This is a genomic window from Streptomyces sp. NPDC054872 (genome assembly GCF_053610705.1).
Map to the genome: position 1 here is coordinate 29,074 of NZ_JBSGYY010000045.1, position 14,048 is coordinate 43,121.

Genomic DNA, 14,048 nt, shown 5'->3' on the forward strand with positions numbered 1-14,048 from the left:
AGCCCGCGGGCGGTGCTCAGGCGGATCAGAGGTGATCAGTGGTGACCGGGGAAGGTCACAGGAGATACGCCGGAGTGCCCACGGGCAACGTAAATCGGAACTGGGCCCCGCCGCCGGGCGCGCGGCCGACGGTGATCGTCCCGCCGTGCGCTTCCACGATGCCCTTCACGATGTACAAGCCCAGTCCCGTCCCGCCGCGCTTGCTGCCCCGCCAGAAGCGGGTGAAGACGCGGCCCATCGATTCCTCCGGAATGCCGGACCCCTCGTCGCTCACGGTCACGGCCGTCTCGGCGCCGCCCTGCTCGCGCGGGGACGGCGATGCCGCCACGTCGATGGTGACGGTTCCTTCGCCGTGCCGCACGGCATTTTCCAGCAGGTTGCTGAGCACCTGGTCGATCTTGTCGGGGTCGGCCCAGCAGTCGGGCAGCGGCTGCTGTATCCGGACGAGGAAGCGGTCCGCGTCCTGGCCGGAGGCGACGTGGGCCTGGATGTGGCGGCCCACGGCGGCGCCGATGTCGACGGGCTGGCGGCGCAGCTCGAGCCGCCCGGAGTCGATGCGGGAGATGTCGAGGAGTTCGGCGATGAGCCGCGTGACGCGGTTGGCGTCGGCGTCCACCGTCTCCAGCATCAGCTTCTTCTGGTCGTCGGTGAAGCGCTCCCACTTGGCGAGCAGCGTCGCGGTGAAGCCCTTCACGGAGGTGAGGGGCGAGCGGAGCTCGTGGGCGACGGTGGCGATCAGTTCCGCGTGGCTGCGTTCGGTGCGGCGGCGGGCCTCGGTGTCGCGGAGGGAGACGACGACGCGGCGGACGGGTCCGGTGGGCGCGGTGCGCACATAGCGCGCGGAGACGAGGACCTCACGTCCGCCGGGGAGCAGCAGATTGCGCTCGGGCTGGGCGAAGCGGGTGGCGAGGCCGCCGTACGGATCGGTCAGCTGCCACCAGCGGCGGCCTTCGAGGTCCTCTAACGGAAGGGCGCGTTCCAGCGGTGCGCCCAGGGCCTCGCCGGCGTCCACCGCGGTGATCCGCACGGCCGCGGCGTTGAAGCAGATGACGTGGCCCGTCTCGTCCGCGACCACGAGGCCGTCGGGAAGGTCGTCCGGGTCGACACCGAGGCCGCCGAGGTCACCGAGGGCGCCATGGTCCGCGCGAGTGGACAGGATGTCCTGTACTCCCGGTGATCTGCTCGTGCCGATGCTCATTCCCCGTACCCCACCTCTCGGACCGGCGCAGGAGGCCTCCGAGCCCGTCACCCTACTAGCTGGGAGTGACGGAACGGCACCCTCCAGCCGCACGCTGTGCACGGGCGGACGCATAGAGGCACACCGCGGCGGCCGTCGCGAGGTTGAGGCTTTCGGCTCTGCCGTGGATCGGAACGCGCACCACGGCGTCGGCGAGTGCGCGGGTCTCCTCCGGGAGCCCCCAGGCCTCGTTGCCGAAGACCCAGGCGGACGGAGTGCCCATGGTGCCCTTGTCGAGCTCGTCGTCGAGGTCGTCCTGGCCCGCTCCATCGGCGGCCAGGATCCGTACGCCCGCGTCCTTGAGCCCCTGGACGGCCCGCTCGACGGGTACGCCGACGGCGACGGGCAGGTGGAACAGCGAACCGACCGACGCACGCACGCACTTGGGGTTGTAGAGATCCACGGAGGCGTCCGTCAGGACGACGGCGTCGGCCCCGGCCGCGTCGGCGCACCGCAGTACGGTGCCGGCGTTCCCGGGGTCCCTGACGTGGGCGAGGACGGCGACCAGCTTGGGCCTGGCGGCCAGGATGCCGTCGAAAGAGGTGTCCAGGAACCGGCAGACGCCGACGAGTCCCTGCGGCGTCACGGTCGTCGAGATGTCGGCGATGACGTCCTCGTCCGCCAGGTGCACCCGGGCACCGGCGGCGCGGGCCTCACCGATGATGTCGGCGTACCGGTCGGCGGCCTCGACGGTGGCGAACAGCTCGACGAGCGTGTCCGGGTGCGCGGCGCCCTCACGCACGGCCTGCGGCCCCTCGGCGAGAAACAGCTGCTCCTTGCCCCGGAAATTCCGCTTCGCCAGCCGCCGGGCGGCGCTGACACGAGGGGACTTGGGGGAGATCAACTCGGGAGCGGCAACCATGGAACTCACCTCGGGGAAAGCGCCCCGAAGGGGCGCGGGGAACTGCGCGATCGGCCACATACAGACCCGCAGACGGCAACGGACGGACGACGGCAGACGAGAGTCCGGACGCAATCGGACCCGCAAGCCACAGGCTTGCGGGTCCGGTCACGTTCAAGCTCAGCGCAGCGTCAGGCGGCCTTGGGGGCGTTGACGTCCGACGGCAGAGCCTTCTGCGCGACCTCGACGAGCGCCGCGAAGGCGTTGGCGTCGTTGACGGCGAGCTCCGCGAGGATCTTGCGGTCCACCTCGATGTTGGCGGCCTTCAGACCCTGGATGAGGCGGTTGTACGTCATGCCGTTCTGGCGGGCAGCGGCGTTGATGCGCTGGATCCACAGCTGACGGAAGTCGCCCTTGCGCTTCTTGCGGTCGTTGTAGTTGTAGACCAGGGAGTGGGTGACCTGCTCCTTGGCCTTGCGGTACAGGCGCGAACGCTGGCCGCGGTAGCCGCTGGCCGCTTCGAGGATCGCCCGACGCTTCTTGTGGGCGTTGACTGCCCGCTTGACGCGTGCCACTTGTTAACTCCTTGTAGCGGGGCCGTGGTTGGACTCACACGACCCGGTATCGATTGGGTCCCGGTCAGAGTTCAGGCGCGGTGTGCGCCCGGACTCACTTGCCGAGAAGCTTCTTGATCTTCTTGGCGTCGCCCGGGGCCATCTCGGCGTTGCCAGAGAGGCGACGCGTCAGACGGGACGACTTGTGCTCGAGCAGGTGGCGCTTGCCGGCGCGCTCGCGGAGCACCTTGCCGGAGCCGGTGATCTTGAAGCGCTTGCTGGCACCGCTGTGCGTCTTGTTCTTCGGCATAGCGCCGTTCTCTCCTCGTCAGTGGCACTCGGATGCCCGGTCGTGAAACCGGGCATCCGGGAACCGTATGTGTCAGTTGGCGATCCCCGGACTCGCGTCCCGGGATCAGGCCTCGGCGGGAGCCTCGGCCGGGGCCTCGGCAGGCGCTTCGGCGGCAGCCTCGGCAGGAGCCTCTGCGGCCTCCTCGCCCTCGGCGGAGTTCTGCGAGCGGCCCGGGTTGGCCTTCGCGTCCGCCTTGCGGACCGCCTGGGCCTCGCGAGCCTCGGCCATGGCTTCGGTCTTCTTCTTGTGCGGACCGAGGACCATGATCATGTTTCGGCCGTCCTGCTTCGGGTTCGACTCGATGAACCCGAGGTCTTCGACGTCGTTCGCGAGACGCTGCAGCAGTCGGTAGCCGAGTTCCGGCCTGGACTGCTCGCGACCACGGAACATGATCGTGATCTTGACCTTGTCGCCCTGCTTGAGGAACCGGACGACGTGACCCTTCTTGGTGTCATAGTCGTGCGGGTCGATCTTCGGCCGGAGCTTCATCTCCTTGATGACCGTGTGCGCCTGATTCTTGCGCGCCTCACGGGCCTTCATGGCCGACTCGTACTTGAACTTCCCGTAGTCCATGAGCTTGCACACGGGCGGACGGGCGGTCGCCGCCACCTCGACCAGGTCGAGGTCGTACTCCTGTGCGAGCTCCAGGGCCTTGGCAAGCGGAACAATCCCGACCTGCTCGCCGCTGGGACCGACAAGTCGCACCTCGGGAACGCGAATCCGGTCGTTGATGCGGGGCTCGGCGCTGATGGATCCTCCTCGGTAGCACCACGCGGCGGTCTGGCGGACAGCCGCGTTACGTCTGTTATCTCGACCAACCGAGTGAGTACACAAAAAATGCCCCAACCGATCACAGGAAGGGGCTCCATTACTACCGGAGCACCTCCGCGGTGATCGCGGGGCGCATCTCGGGCCTGCCATAGTCTCGGGGACTGCGGCTGCCTGACCGGTGACCCGCCGCTCTGGGAGCGGCCAGGTGGGAAGCGGAGCCTCCACTTGTGGGCCGGGTCTCTGCGTGGCACGCGAGTGTCCGGCCGGTCGTTACACAAGGTTAGCAGCTCCGCGGGGGTGGGGCTAACCAACGGCGCCCACGGGCTGCCGCGGACTCCCGCGGACCGCTCCGCGCGGGGCTCCGCTTATCGTGTGGGACATGAGCGACGCGACCCCCACCCCCGAGTCGGCCACCGGCCCGGCCTCCGACTCCCCCGACTTCGACACCCTGACCCGTGACATCGCGGACGTCCCCGCGGTCGAGGTGATCACCACGGTCGCCGTCCACCTGATGAGCGCCGCGGCCGTGAACCTCGGTCTCGCCGAGGGCGGCGAGGGCCACAAGGACCTCGACGAGGCCCGCAAGCTGATCCACTCGCTCGCCGGTCTGATGGACGCGAGCGCCACGGAGATCTCCTCGTTCCACGCGGCCCCGCTGCGGGACGGCCTGAAGTCGCTGCAGCTGGCCTTCCGCGAGGCGTCCGAGGTTCCGGACGAGCCGGGTCAGGGCCCGGGCGAGAAGTACACGGGCCCGGTCTTCGGCTGAGCGGTCCCGTGCGTCACGTACGTCACTGACGTACGTAGAAGGGCTCGCCCGGTGGCGTCGCCTCGGCAGGCAGCAGTGCCAGGTCGAGGCCGCTGACCAGGCGGGCCCTCAGTGTTTCGTCGGCCGCGATGCGCCGGGCGACGCGCTGGGCGGCTTCGGCGGGGTCCGCCGACGGGTCAAGGACGAGCGCGAGGGTGCCGTCCGCGGTGCCCGCGCCGAGGTAGGCGCGCAGGACGACGGGCTCGGCGGCGACGGAAGCGCGCACGGCGGCCGTGACGGCGGGGTCGGAGAGCGGGTCCGGGGTGTGGCGGCCCTCGGAGAGGGCGATCAGGGCGGGCCGGTTGATCTCGTAGGCGACGGGTCCCGCGAGGTCGAGGACGATCGTGTCGGCCTGCTCGTGCGCGGCGGCCTGGAGCGCCTGGTGCAGGGGAACGGCGACCGGCCTGGCCGCCGGATCCCACAGGGCGAGGGCCTCGGTCGACGTGAACGCGGGCAGGGCCTTGCGGTCGCCCGCCTTCAGGGTGGGCACCGCCATGTCGCTGGACTTCTCGCGGCGCAGGCCGTTCTCGTCCTCCTCGACCTCGCCCAGTACGGCGACCACGGGGACGAGCAGCCGGGCGCCGGTGAGCGCCTCCAGGACGGGGCCGTGGGCCGTGCGGTCCGCGGCCCACGCGGTCAGGGCCGCGGTGAGCCGGGGGTCGGCGGAGCCGTCGTCGTCGGAGAAGCCGGGGTCCGGGATGTTCTTGTTCGCCACGGTCACGAGCCTATCGACCGCGGGCCCGGCCCTATCGGGCGGTGCCGGGGCGGGCTCCCCTGCGACCGCGCCACAGATACACGGCCGCGCCGAGCAGGACGACGCCGAGGCCGCCCGCGACCGGGCCGACCCAGCCCGCGGGCCCGTCGTCGCCCTGGTCCGTGTCCGGGCCGGGGCCGAAGTACTTCTCGCCGTACGTCGCCGATTTGAGCCCCTCGGGCTGCTTTCCGCCGCCCTCGGCGATCGCGGCCGCCGGGTCGATGAAGCCGAAGCCGCGTGAGTCGTCGCGGCCGCCGCTCGGCTCGTCGCGGGCGGTGTCCTGAAGGAGCTGCTTGATCTGGGGCGGGGTCAGGCCGGGGTGGGCGGCGCGGATGAGGGCGACGGCGCCCGACACGAACGCCGCCGCGGCGCTGGTGCCCCAGCCCTCGTAGTACTCCCGGTCCGGGTCGGCGATGACGATGTCCTTGCCGGGGGCGCTGACCGTGGCGTACCAGCGGCGGGTGGAGAAGGAGGCGCGGTCGCCGCTCTCGTCGACGGCGGTGGCGGCGATGACCCCGGGGTAGGCCGCGGGGTACGAGATGTGGTCGCCGCGCTCGCCGCCGTTGCCCGCCGACGCGACGACGACGATGCCCTTCTTCAGGGCGTACTGGACGGCGGCGTCCTCGGCGGGCTCCGGGTGCGCGGACTTGGAGTCGTCGCCCAGGGAGAGGTTGATGACGTCGGCGCCGTGATCGGTGGCCCAGCGGATGCCGTCCGCGAGGGCGTTGCCCCGGGTGCTGCGGGCCTTCGAGCGGTCCGGGTCCCCGTCCTCGAGGATCACGCGGATCGGCAGGATCTTGGCCTCCGGCGCGATGCCGACCACGCCGTCCTCGCGGCCCGCGCCGTGTCCGTGGCCCGCGATGATGCCCGCCATGGCGGTGCCGTGCCGGGCCCAGGGGCGGTCGCCCTTCTTCGCCCCGAAGCCGACCATGTCCTTGCCTTCGAGGACGCTGCCGGCCAGGTCGGGGTGGTCGCCGTCTATGCCGGTGTCCAGGACCGCGACGGTGATGCCCTTGCCCTTGGTGGTCTGCCAGGCCTGGCTGGTGTGCATGGCGTCGAGGGCCCACTGCTGGACTCGTATGCCGTCGTCGGCGTGGGCGGTGGCGGGCAGGAGGGCGAGCGAGGCGGCGAGGACGGCGACGACCGGCCGACGGATTCTCATGAGGACTTCTCCGTGGCGGCGATGGTCTTGCGCAGGCGCCGCTCCACGCGGTCGGCGATGCCCTGTGCCTCGTGCCCGAGGCCCGCCTGGGCGGGGGCGGAGACGGCCGAGGACTTCATGGCCTCTTCGGCGGGCTCGGGTTCGGTGACCGTGCGGCCGTCGGCGAAGCCGGAGACGGAGAAGGCGACGACGGGGGCGTCCGGGAGCAGGGAGACGGTCCAGGAGGCGCGCTGGGCGTCGCCGAAGTCCGCGGCCGGGGTGCCCTTGGCGGCGTACGGCCGTGGCATCAGGTCGGGGCGCCGGTCGAGGCCTTCCTCCGTGAAGCGGGTGCGCAGCGAGCGCATCGCGTCGGCGTCGGCCTTGGTGAACAGCAGGCCCACGGTGGTGACATGGCTGCGGGTGGCGTCCGTGTACGTGGCGCGCAGCAGCCGGAGGCAGCCCGCCGGGGCCAGGGCCTTGCGCAGGAGCGGGTCGAAGGCGCTCTTGCAGTGCGCGTCGGGGGCCACGGCGACGCGGGTCCAGGTGCGGTCGGCTCCGCCGGGGCCCGCGCCCTCTCCCGTGATGGTGGCCGGGAAGAGCTTGTCGACGGGCACGCTGTGCCAGAGTTCGCCCGCCGCGGCGTACGTGTCGCGCGTGGTGGCCGTTCCCTCGGAGCCCCCGGTCAGCCAACTCCCGGTCGCCGCGCCCCCGATGAGGCCGAGGCCGAGCACGACACAGGCAGCGGCGGCGGTCACGCGGGGCTGGGCCCAGGTGCGGACGGGACGCAGCCGCGTGGTGCTGTCGTCGTACAGCGCGGGCCGGGCGAACGACACGAAGGGCCGCCCCGCGCCGGGTCCGGGCGTCAGGTCGACGGCACCGACCGCGCGGCGGGCGGCGGCCGTTCGGGGGGAGGGAGTGGGTGGGGGCGGGGATATCGGTTCGCGGGTGTGGGGGTGTGCGGGGGCGGGCGGGGCCACGGGGCTCCTTGCCTCGCGGACGGGCGGGGGTGCCGAAGGGGGTGGCGCGGTGGTGAGATCCGCGGGTTCGGCCACGGGTTTTGTCGCCGGCCGCGGCGGTTGCCCGGGTATGCCCGCCGTCGCCGCGTCGGGCGGCGGCACCGGAGGCATCGGCGGACGGAGCCGGTACTCCGCGGTGCGCCGCTTCTCCTCCGTGCCCGGGGCGCCGATGTGCGGCGGGTCGGCGGGGAGTGGCGGGGCCGGTTCCGGCGCGGGGTCGGCGGTGGGCGCGGGTGTCCGTGTCGCCGACGGCGGCGGTGCGTCGGGGAAGCGCGCCGACGCGGGTGGCGGGGGCGGAGAGTCTGGCGTCTCCGCCTCGTCGGTGCCCCACTGCGCCCCACCAGCAGCGTCGCCCGCGCTGTCTGAGCTGTGTGAGCTGTCTGAACTGTGTGAGCTGCTGACGCGGTCGGCGCTCTCCAGGTTGCCCCGGTCGTCCCCGTCGTCGCCCGCGGTCCGCGCGTCGTCCGCCGACGCCGACGGCCGCGGCAGCCGCACCCGGTCGAAGGGCGCGAGCAGGTCTCCGAGGAGGGAGTCCTGGTCGTCGTCGGACGGCTCAGGATCCACCGGGGGCGGACCCAGGTCGGGGAAGCGTGCCGAAGGTACGGGCGGCGGCATCGACGAGGGCGGGCCCGGCGGCGGGGGTGGAGTCGTGGGACGTGGCGGGACCGGGGCCCGTCGCGCTTCCGTGCTCATGCACCCCCCGTTTCCTCGCTCTTCTGCGCGTAACTCTAAGGGCAGATTCCGGTCGTGCGGGAACCAGTCCGCAGCCCCGGGCGATCTGCCCGGATCATCCCCCTACCCTCGGGTAATCCCGTCTGGCAGGCTTCGGCCATGACCTCCCGTGCAGCAGACCGGGCCCGCTACGACCGGGCCACCGCACACCTCGACGCCCCCGTCGCGATCGTCGATCTGGAGGCATTCGACGCCAATGCCGACGACCTCGTGCGCCGGGCCGGCGGCAAACCGATCCGGGTCGCGAGCAAGTCCGTGCGCTGCCGGGCGCTGCTCGAACGCGTCCTGGCCCGCGACGGTTTCGCGGGGATCATGTCCTACACGCTCGCCGAGTCCCTGTCGCTCGCGCGGTCGGGGTTCGAGGACGTCCTGCTCGCCTACCCTTCGGCCGACCGGGCCGCCTTCGCCGAGCTCGCCGCCGACCCGAAGCTCGCTGCCTCGGTGACCGTGATGATCGACGACCCCGCGCAGCTGCGGCTCATCGACGAGGCCAGGGACGGCGGACGCGAAGAGGTGCGGGTCTGCCTCGAGTTGGACACCGCCTACAAGATCCTCGGCGGTCGGGTGCGGATCGGTGCGCTGCGCTCACCCCTGCACTCCCCCGCCCAGGTCGCCGCGCTGGCCCGCGCCGTGGTCCGCCGGCCGGGCTTCAGGCTCGTGGGCGTGATGGCGTACGAGGGGCATGTGGCGGGGGTGGGTGACGCGATCGCCGGCCGTCCCGCGCGCTCGCGGGCGATCCGGCTGATGCAGGCCTCCGCGCGCAAGGAGCTGGCGGCGCGCCGGGCCGAGACGATCCGCGCGGTGCGGGCGGTCGCGCCGGACCTCGAGTTCGTCAACGGCGGCGGCACGGGCAGCGTGCAGCACACGGCGGCCGAGCGGGCGGTGACCGAGATCGCGGCGGGGTCGGGCCTCTACGTACCGCGGCTCTTCGACAACTACACGTCGTTCAGCGGCCGTCCGGCCGCACTCTTCGCCCAGCCCGTCGTGCGCCGGCCCGGCGTCGGCACCGTGACCGTGCTCGGCGGCGGCTACCCCGCGTCGGGCGCGGCGGGCGCCGACCGCTCCCCGGTGCCGTACCTCCCGGAGGGGCTGCGCTACGACCCGCAGGAAGGCGCGGGCGAGGTGCAGACCCCGCTGCTCGGCGCGCCCGCCGACGATCTGCGACTCGGCGACAAGGTGTGGTTCCGGCACGCCAAGGCCGGGGAGATGTGCGAGCGGTTCGACGCGCTGCATCTGGTCGAGGGCGACCGCGTGACGGCGACTGTCCCGACGTACCGCGGGGAAGGGCACACGTTCCTGTAGCGGGGAGCCGTCAGGGCGTCGCGCCCACGCTGTTGCCCACGCCGCCGCTCGTCCCCGGGTCGCCGACCGCCCGGATCCCCTTGGTGATCTCGTCCATGTCGGAGAGGGGCGGCGCCTCGGTTCCGGCATCGATGGCGAAGCGGACGATCACCATCGACTCGGATCCGACGCTGGAGGGGAAGGCGAGCGACTGGACGTATCCGCCGGAGCCCTTCTCCGTGTGGACGCGCCAGCGCACGAGGTAGCCGGAGCGGCCCGCGACCGCCACGGTCCCCTCCTTGACCTTCTGGTGCCGGACGATCCCGCCGAACGGCTCCATGCCGACCTTGTCCTCGTCGTACGCCCGGTCGGCCGCGTCCTTGACGTCCCCCAACGCCAGCACCTTGGGCGAGCGTTCGTCGGTCGCCGTCGACGTGCGCGAGTACACCGTGCCGTGGCGGCAGAGGCTGCCCTCGCCCGGGCAGTCGTAGACGTCCGGGGTGCGGACGGTCGGGTCGCCGCCGACCGTGCTGTCGGCCTTCTCCCAGCCGTCGGGGACGGGGATCGTGATGCCGTTGAGCTGGTCGACGAGGGTGGAGGGGTCGGGGTCCGGCGCCGAGGTGGTCGGTGCGGGCGAGGTCGGCGACGGCGGGTCCACCGGCTCCGACGCGCCCGGAACGGGTCCTTCGACCCTCGGGTCGCCTCCGTCGTCCTTGCCCAGGAGCACCACGCCGGTGACGATCGACGCGACAAGGACGACCCCTGCGGTGGTCAGTGCCACCACCTTGGCCCGGCCGCCTCCGGCGGTGGTGCCCGCGAGCGGCTGGACCTGGGTCTGTGGCTGCGGCGGGCCGAACCCCGGCTGCGCCTGGCCCATGTGGAGCGTTTCGGGCGCACGCCGGTGCTCGGTCCACGCCGACCCGTCCCACCAGCGCTCGACGTGCTGCGTCGGCGGCGCCGACGGGTCGGTGTACCAGCCGGGAGGGGGCGACATGCTCATCCCGGCACTCTAGGACGTGCCGGGAAGGCCGGAACAGCCGGAACGGTCGGAACGGTCAGAACACAGCGTCCGCCTGGTCGGGCACCACCGAGCCGTCGTCGCGCAGGACCGGACCCTTGCTCCCGTCAGGCGCGTTGTACGCCGCCGTCGAGCACGGGTAGAGGCCGGGCATCTGCTTCATGGGCTCGATGAACATGGGGTTCACGACCCAGCGGCCGTCGGCGTTGTCGTACGCACGGCACATGAACTCGTTCTTGTTGCGGTTCAGGACGAGGTGGGCGCCCGTGGCGTCGCCGACGAACGTCACGTCCGTGTCGGCGTCACCGCCGCCGAGCGCGATGCGGTGCGACGGATCCTGCTTGTCCCAGGCCGACTTGCCCTTGACACCGAAGATCTCCTGGTTGATCCAGCAGCGCTTGCCGTCGATGTAGGGGATGGCCTCGCCCTTGTTCACGGGGACGTCGCCGCAGCCCTCGTTCCAGGGTGTGATCCGGCCCTTGCGGTCGAGGACCGAACGGATGGCGATGGTGTGTTCGCGGTCGATGCCGACGCTCTTCGACCACACCTCGGTCACCGGCTCCGAGCCCGCGGAGACGATGTAGACGTCGAACCCGGCCTGCTTGAGCGTGCGGATGAGGTCACGCTGCTGGTCGTAGTAGCGGGCGTAGCCGGGGATCTCGTGCGTGCCGACGGTCTGGGTGGCGCCGACGGGGGCGGCGAGCACCTGCTTGCGGGCCTTCGCGGCGTACGACTTCAGTTCGGGGACGGTGTGTCCCGCGAAGAGCTGGGGCACCCAGGCGTACTGCGGGACGGTGTGCCGGTGGTCCCACTCCCCCGCGAAGGCCGCGGCGCCGCTCATCGTCCTGCCGTCCTCGCGGACCTCGAAGATCTCGTCGGCGCAGTCGGTGTCGGTGGAGGTGGGCAGCGGCTTACCGACCGGCACCTTGGTGCCGCACGCCTTGGTGAGCGCCTTGTCGGCCGCGTCCGTCATCCACTTGCTGGTGGACTTCCAGGAGGCGGGACGCAGGATCTTGTCGTGGTGGAGGGACCAGGCGATCGTCGCGTCCGTGATGTCGTTCTTGACGACGGTGTTGTCCCAGTCGAAGGCGGCGACGGGACGCTTGTCGTCGTGACCCCGGTGGGAGCCGCAGCGTCCGCGCTCGTCGATCATCTGCTGCAGCCGGTCGCGGTTGTCGCCGAACCAGGTCAGCTTCTTGGACAGCTGCGGGCAATGGGCCTTCGCAGTCGGGGAGTTCGCGGGCGTGGCGGCGGCCGCGGGGAGCGACGCGGGCACGGCGGCCAGAGTGGCGGCCGTGGCCAACGTCAACGCCAAGGCATGTCTGTTGCGCATGCGCATGGACCGTACATCAATCTCTCGGGCCAGGTCAGGCCCCGTGCACCGTGTCCTTCTGGTCGGGGATGACGGACCCGTCGGCGCGGCGCACCGGGCTCTCCTTGCCGTCCCGTTCGGTGTAGCCGGTGGTGGCGCACGGATACGGCTTCGCGAGCTTCCCCTTGGGCTCGATGAACATGGGGTTCACCAGCCAGCGGCCGTCGCCGTTGTCGTAGGCGCGGCACATCACCTCGTTCTTGTTGCGGTTCAGGACGAGGCGCAGGGCCGTCGCGTCGCGCAGGAAGGAGATGTCGGTGTCGGAGTCTCCGGCCGCGAACACCTGGCGCCTGGACGCGGGTTGGACCTTCTCGGCGGCCGCGCCCCGGGCCCCGTAGATCTCCTGGTTGATCCAGCAGCGCTTGCCGTCGATGTACGTGATCATCGAGTCGTCGGCGTCCTCGACGGTGCCGCACCCCTTCAGATGGGCCGTCAGCTTCCCGTGCGTGGTGACGTTGCGGATGCCGATGGTGTGCCGGGCGTCGACGCCGACGCTCTTCGCCCATACCTCGGCGACTGGCTCGGGTGACGCGGAGACCACGTAGACGTCGAATCCGGCCTTCTTGAGCGTACGGATCAGATCGCGCTGCTGGTCGTAGTAGCGGACCCAGCCGGTGAACGTGCCGCTGCCGACGCGCTGTTCGGTTCCGACGGGCGCGGCGAGGTTCTCCTTGCGGGCCGCGGCGGCGAAGCCCTTGATCCGCTGAATGGACCAGCCGCGGGTGAGCTGGGCGAGCCAGGCGTACTGGGGTTCCATGCGCCGGTGGTCGAAGCCGGCGAAGGCCGCGTCCCCGCCGGTGGTGGTGCCCTCGCTGTAGACAGAGGCGATCTCGTCGGCGCAGTCGGTGTCGCGGCGCGTGGGGAGGGTGGCGCCGCCGGCGGGGCAGGCCTTGGCGAGGGCCTTGGCCGCCGGGTCGGTGAGATAGCGGCTGGTGGCGTGCCAGTCGGCGTTCCGCGGCGTACGTATCTTGCTGTTGCGCAGGAGCCAGAACATGGTGGCGTCGCCGACGTCGTTCTTGATGACCGTGTTGTCCCAGTCGAAGGTGGCGACGGGCTTGGCGGTGCCTCGGCCGTGGCGCTCGCCGCACTTCCCGTACGTATCGATCAGCTTCTGGAGCCTGGCCGCGTTCTCGCCGTACCAGCCCTTGGTGACGTTGAGCGAGGGGCAGGCCTTCGGCTGGGACCGCACCGGCTGGGTGGCTTCCGCGGTGGCCTGGACGGTGACGAGACCGGCTCCGGCAACGGCGATCACTGCTGCTGCCGCGGCGGCGCGGCGCTTGAAGTTCACGAACACACTCCCGTGTTTACGCAGGTCAGCCGGGCGTCGTGCGACGCCCGGCTGACGGGGTGGTTGCTGGAGGATGAACTACACGGTCGTACTACATGGGCGTACTACACGGGCGTGACGTACGCGCCCGAGATGCCGCCGTCGACCAGGAAGTCGGTGGCGTTCACGAAGGAGGAGTCGTCACTGGCGAGGAACGCCACGGCCGCGGCGAGCTCGTCGGCCTCGGCGAAGCGGCCCACCGGGATGTGGACGAGGCGGCGCGCGGCCCGCTCGGGGTCCTTGGCGAAGAGCTCCTGGAGGAGCGGGGTGTTGACCGGGCCCGGGCAGAGCGCATTGACGCGGATGCCTTCGCGGGCGAACTGCACGCCGAGCTCGCGGGACATGGCGAGGACGCCGCCCTTGGAGGCCGTGTACGAGATCTGCGACGTCGCCGCGCCCATCCTCGCCACGAAGGAGGCGGTGTTGATGATCGAGCCCTTGCCCTGGCGCCGCATGTAGGGGATGGCGGCCTTGCAGCAGAGGAAGACGGAGGTGAGGTTGACCTCCTGGACGCGCTTCCATGCCTCCAGGCCCGTGTCCAGGATGGAGTCGTCGTCGGGCGGCGAGATGCCCGCGTTGTTGAAGGCGATGTCGACCGACCCGTAGGTGTCGTACGCGGTCTTGAAGAGCGCCTCGACCTGCTCGGCGTCGGTCACGTCGACCTTGACGAAGGTCCCGCCGACCTCGTCGGCGGCGGCCTTGCCCGCGGTCTCGTCGATGTCGCCGCAGACGACGTGCGCGCCCTCGGACGCGAGGCGGCGCGCGGTCGCGAGGCCGATGCCGCTGCCGGCGCCGGTGATGACGGCGGTGCGGCCGACGAGGCGGCGGCAGATGTTCTCTGACATAG

Annotated in this window: 14 protein-coding genes; 2 read left to right on the forward strand and 12 right to left on the reverse strand. The window is 71.6% G+C overall.

Features of this window, described 5'->3' with window-relative positions:
• Positions 1-55: 55 nt before the first annotated feature.
• The 5 genes from ACWGIH_RS37085 to infC form a co-directional block, all read right to left on the reverse strand.
• Positions 56-1,198 carry an ATP-binding protein gene (locus ACWGIH_RS37085; RefSeq protein ID WP_453450086.1) on the reverse strand — a complete coding sequence of 381 codons (1,143 nt, stop codon included), beginning with the start codon at positions 1,196-1,198 and terminating at the stop codon, positions 56-58.
• Between the two features lie 55 nt (positions 1,199-1,253).
• Positions 1,254-2,099: a TrmH family RNA methyltransferase gene (locus tag ACWGIH_RS37090; protein WP_453450085.1), complete on the reverse strand. Its 846-nt coding sequence runs from the start codon at positions 2,097-2,099 to the stop codon at positions 1,254-1,256.
• A gap of 170 nt (positions 2,100-2,269) precedes the next feature.
• Entirely contained in the window at positions 2,270-2,653 is a 384-nt protein-coding gene (gene rplT, locus ACWGIH_RS37095) for a 50S ribosomal protein L20 (RefSeq protein ID WP_003970214.1), read from the reverse strand.
• Positions 2,654-2,747: 94 nt separating this feature from the next.
• Positions 2,748-2,942, reverse strand: coding sequence for a 50S ribosomal protein L35 (gene rpmI / locus ACWGIH_RS37100; RefSeq protein WP_135330421.1), 195 nt, complete (start codon positions 2,940-2,942; stop codon positions 2,748-2,750).
• Between the two features lie 105 nt (positions 2,943-3,047).
• Entirely contained in the window at positions 3,048-3,734 is a 687-nt protein-coding gene (gene infC / locus ACWGIH_RS37105) for a translation initiation factor IF-3 (protein WP_453450120.1), read from the reverse strand.
• A 400-nt stretch (positions 3,735-4,134) separates the two neighbouring features.
• Between infC and ACWGIH_RS37110 the strand changes: the two genes are divergently transcribed.
• Complete coding sequence (locus tag ACWGIH_RS37110; protein ID WP_451214093.1) at positions 4,135-4,521, forward strand: DUF1844 domain-containing protein; 387 nt, start codon at positions 4,135-4,137, stop codon at positions 4,519-4,521.
• A 22-nt stretch (positions 4,522-4,543) separates the two neighbouring features.
• Here the strand turns inward: ACWGIH_RS37110 and ACWGIH_RS37115 are convergent, their stop codons facing one another.
• The 3 genes from ACWGIH_RS37115 to ACWGIH_RS37125 are packed head-to-tail and all read right to left on the reverse strand — an operon-like array spanning position 4,544 to position 8,164.
• Complete coding sequence (locus ACWGIH_RS37115) at positions 4,544-5,275, reverse strand: SseB family protein (RefSeq protein ID WP_453450084.1); 732 nt, start codon at positions 5,273-5,275, stop codon at positions 4,544-4,546.
• Positions 5,276-5,306: 31 nt separating this feature from the next.
• Positions 5,307-6,476, reverse strand: coding sequence for a type VII secretion-associated serine protease mycosin (mycP, locus tag ACWGIH_RS37120; protein WP_453450083.1), 1,170 nt, complete (start codon positions 6,474-6,476; stop codon positions 5,307-5,309).
• On the reverse strand, positions 6,473-8,164 hold the full coding sequence (locus ACWGIH_RS37125) for a hypothetical protein (RefSeq protein WP_453450082.1): 1,692 nt from the start codon (positions 8,162-8,164) through the stop codon (positions 6,473-6,475). The genes mycP and ACWGIH_RS37125 overlap by 4 nt, the downstream gene beginning before the upstream one ends.
• A 138-nt stretch (positions 8,165-8,302) precedes the next feature.
• On the opposite strand from ACWGIH_RS37125, the gene ACWGIH_RS37130 reads away from it, so the two are divergent.
• On the forward strand, positions 8,303-9,505 hold the full coding sequence (locus ACWGIH_RS37130; RefSeq protein WP_453450081.1) for an amino acid deaminase/aldolase: 1,203 nt from the start codon (positions 8,303-8,305) through the stop codon (positions 9,503-9,505).
• 10 nt (positions 9,506-9,515) lie between these two features.
• On the opposite strand, the gene ACWGIH_RS37135 is transcribed toward ACWGIH_RS37130, so the two are convergent.
• The 4 genes from ACWGIH_RS37135 to ACWGIH_RS37150 all read right to left on the reverse strand — a co-directional run bounded on the left by ACWGIH_RS37135 (position 9,516) and on the right by ACWGIH_RS37150 (position 14,046).
• Entirely contained in the window at positions 9,516-10,484 is a 969-nt protein-coding gene (locus ACWGIH_RS37135; protein ID WP_453450080.1) for a DUF2510 domain-containing protein, read from the reverse strand.
• Positions 10,485-10,539: 55 nt separating this feature from the next.
• A complete protein-coding gene (locus ACWGIH_RS37140) occupies positions 10,540-11,835 on the reverse strand; it encodes a haloacid dehalogenase-like hydrolase (RefSeq protein WP_453450079.1) in 1,296 nt (431 codons plus the stop codon).
• A 34-nt stretch (positions 11,836-11,869) separates the two neighbouring features.
• Positions 11,870-13,162, reverse strand: coding sequence for a haloacid dehalogenase-like hydrolase (locus ACWGIH_RS37145; RefSeq protein WP_453450078.1), 1,293 nt, complete (start codon positions 13,160-13,162; stop codon positions 11,870-11,872).
• 104 nt (positions 13,163-13,266) lie between these two features.
• On the reverse strand, positions 13,267-14,046 hold the full coding sequence (locus tag ACWGIH_RS37150) for a 3-oxoacyl-ACP reductase (protein WP_453450076.1): 780 nt from the start codon (positions 14,044-14,046) through the stop codon (positions 13,267-13,269).
• Between the last annotated feature and the right edge of the window lie 2 nt (positions 14,047-14,048).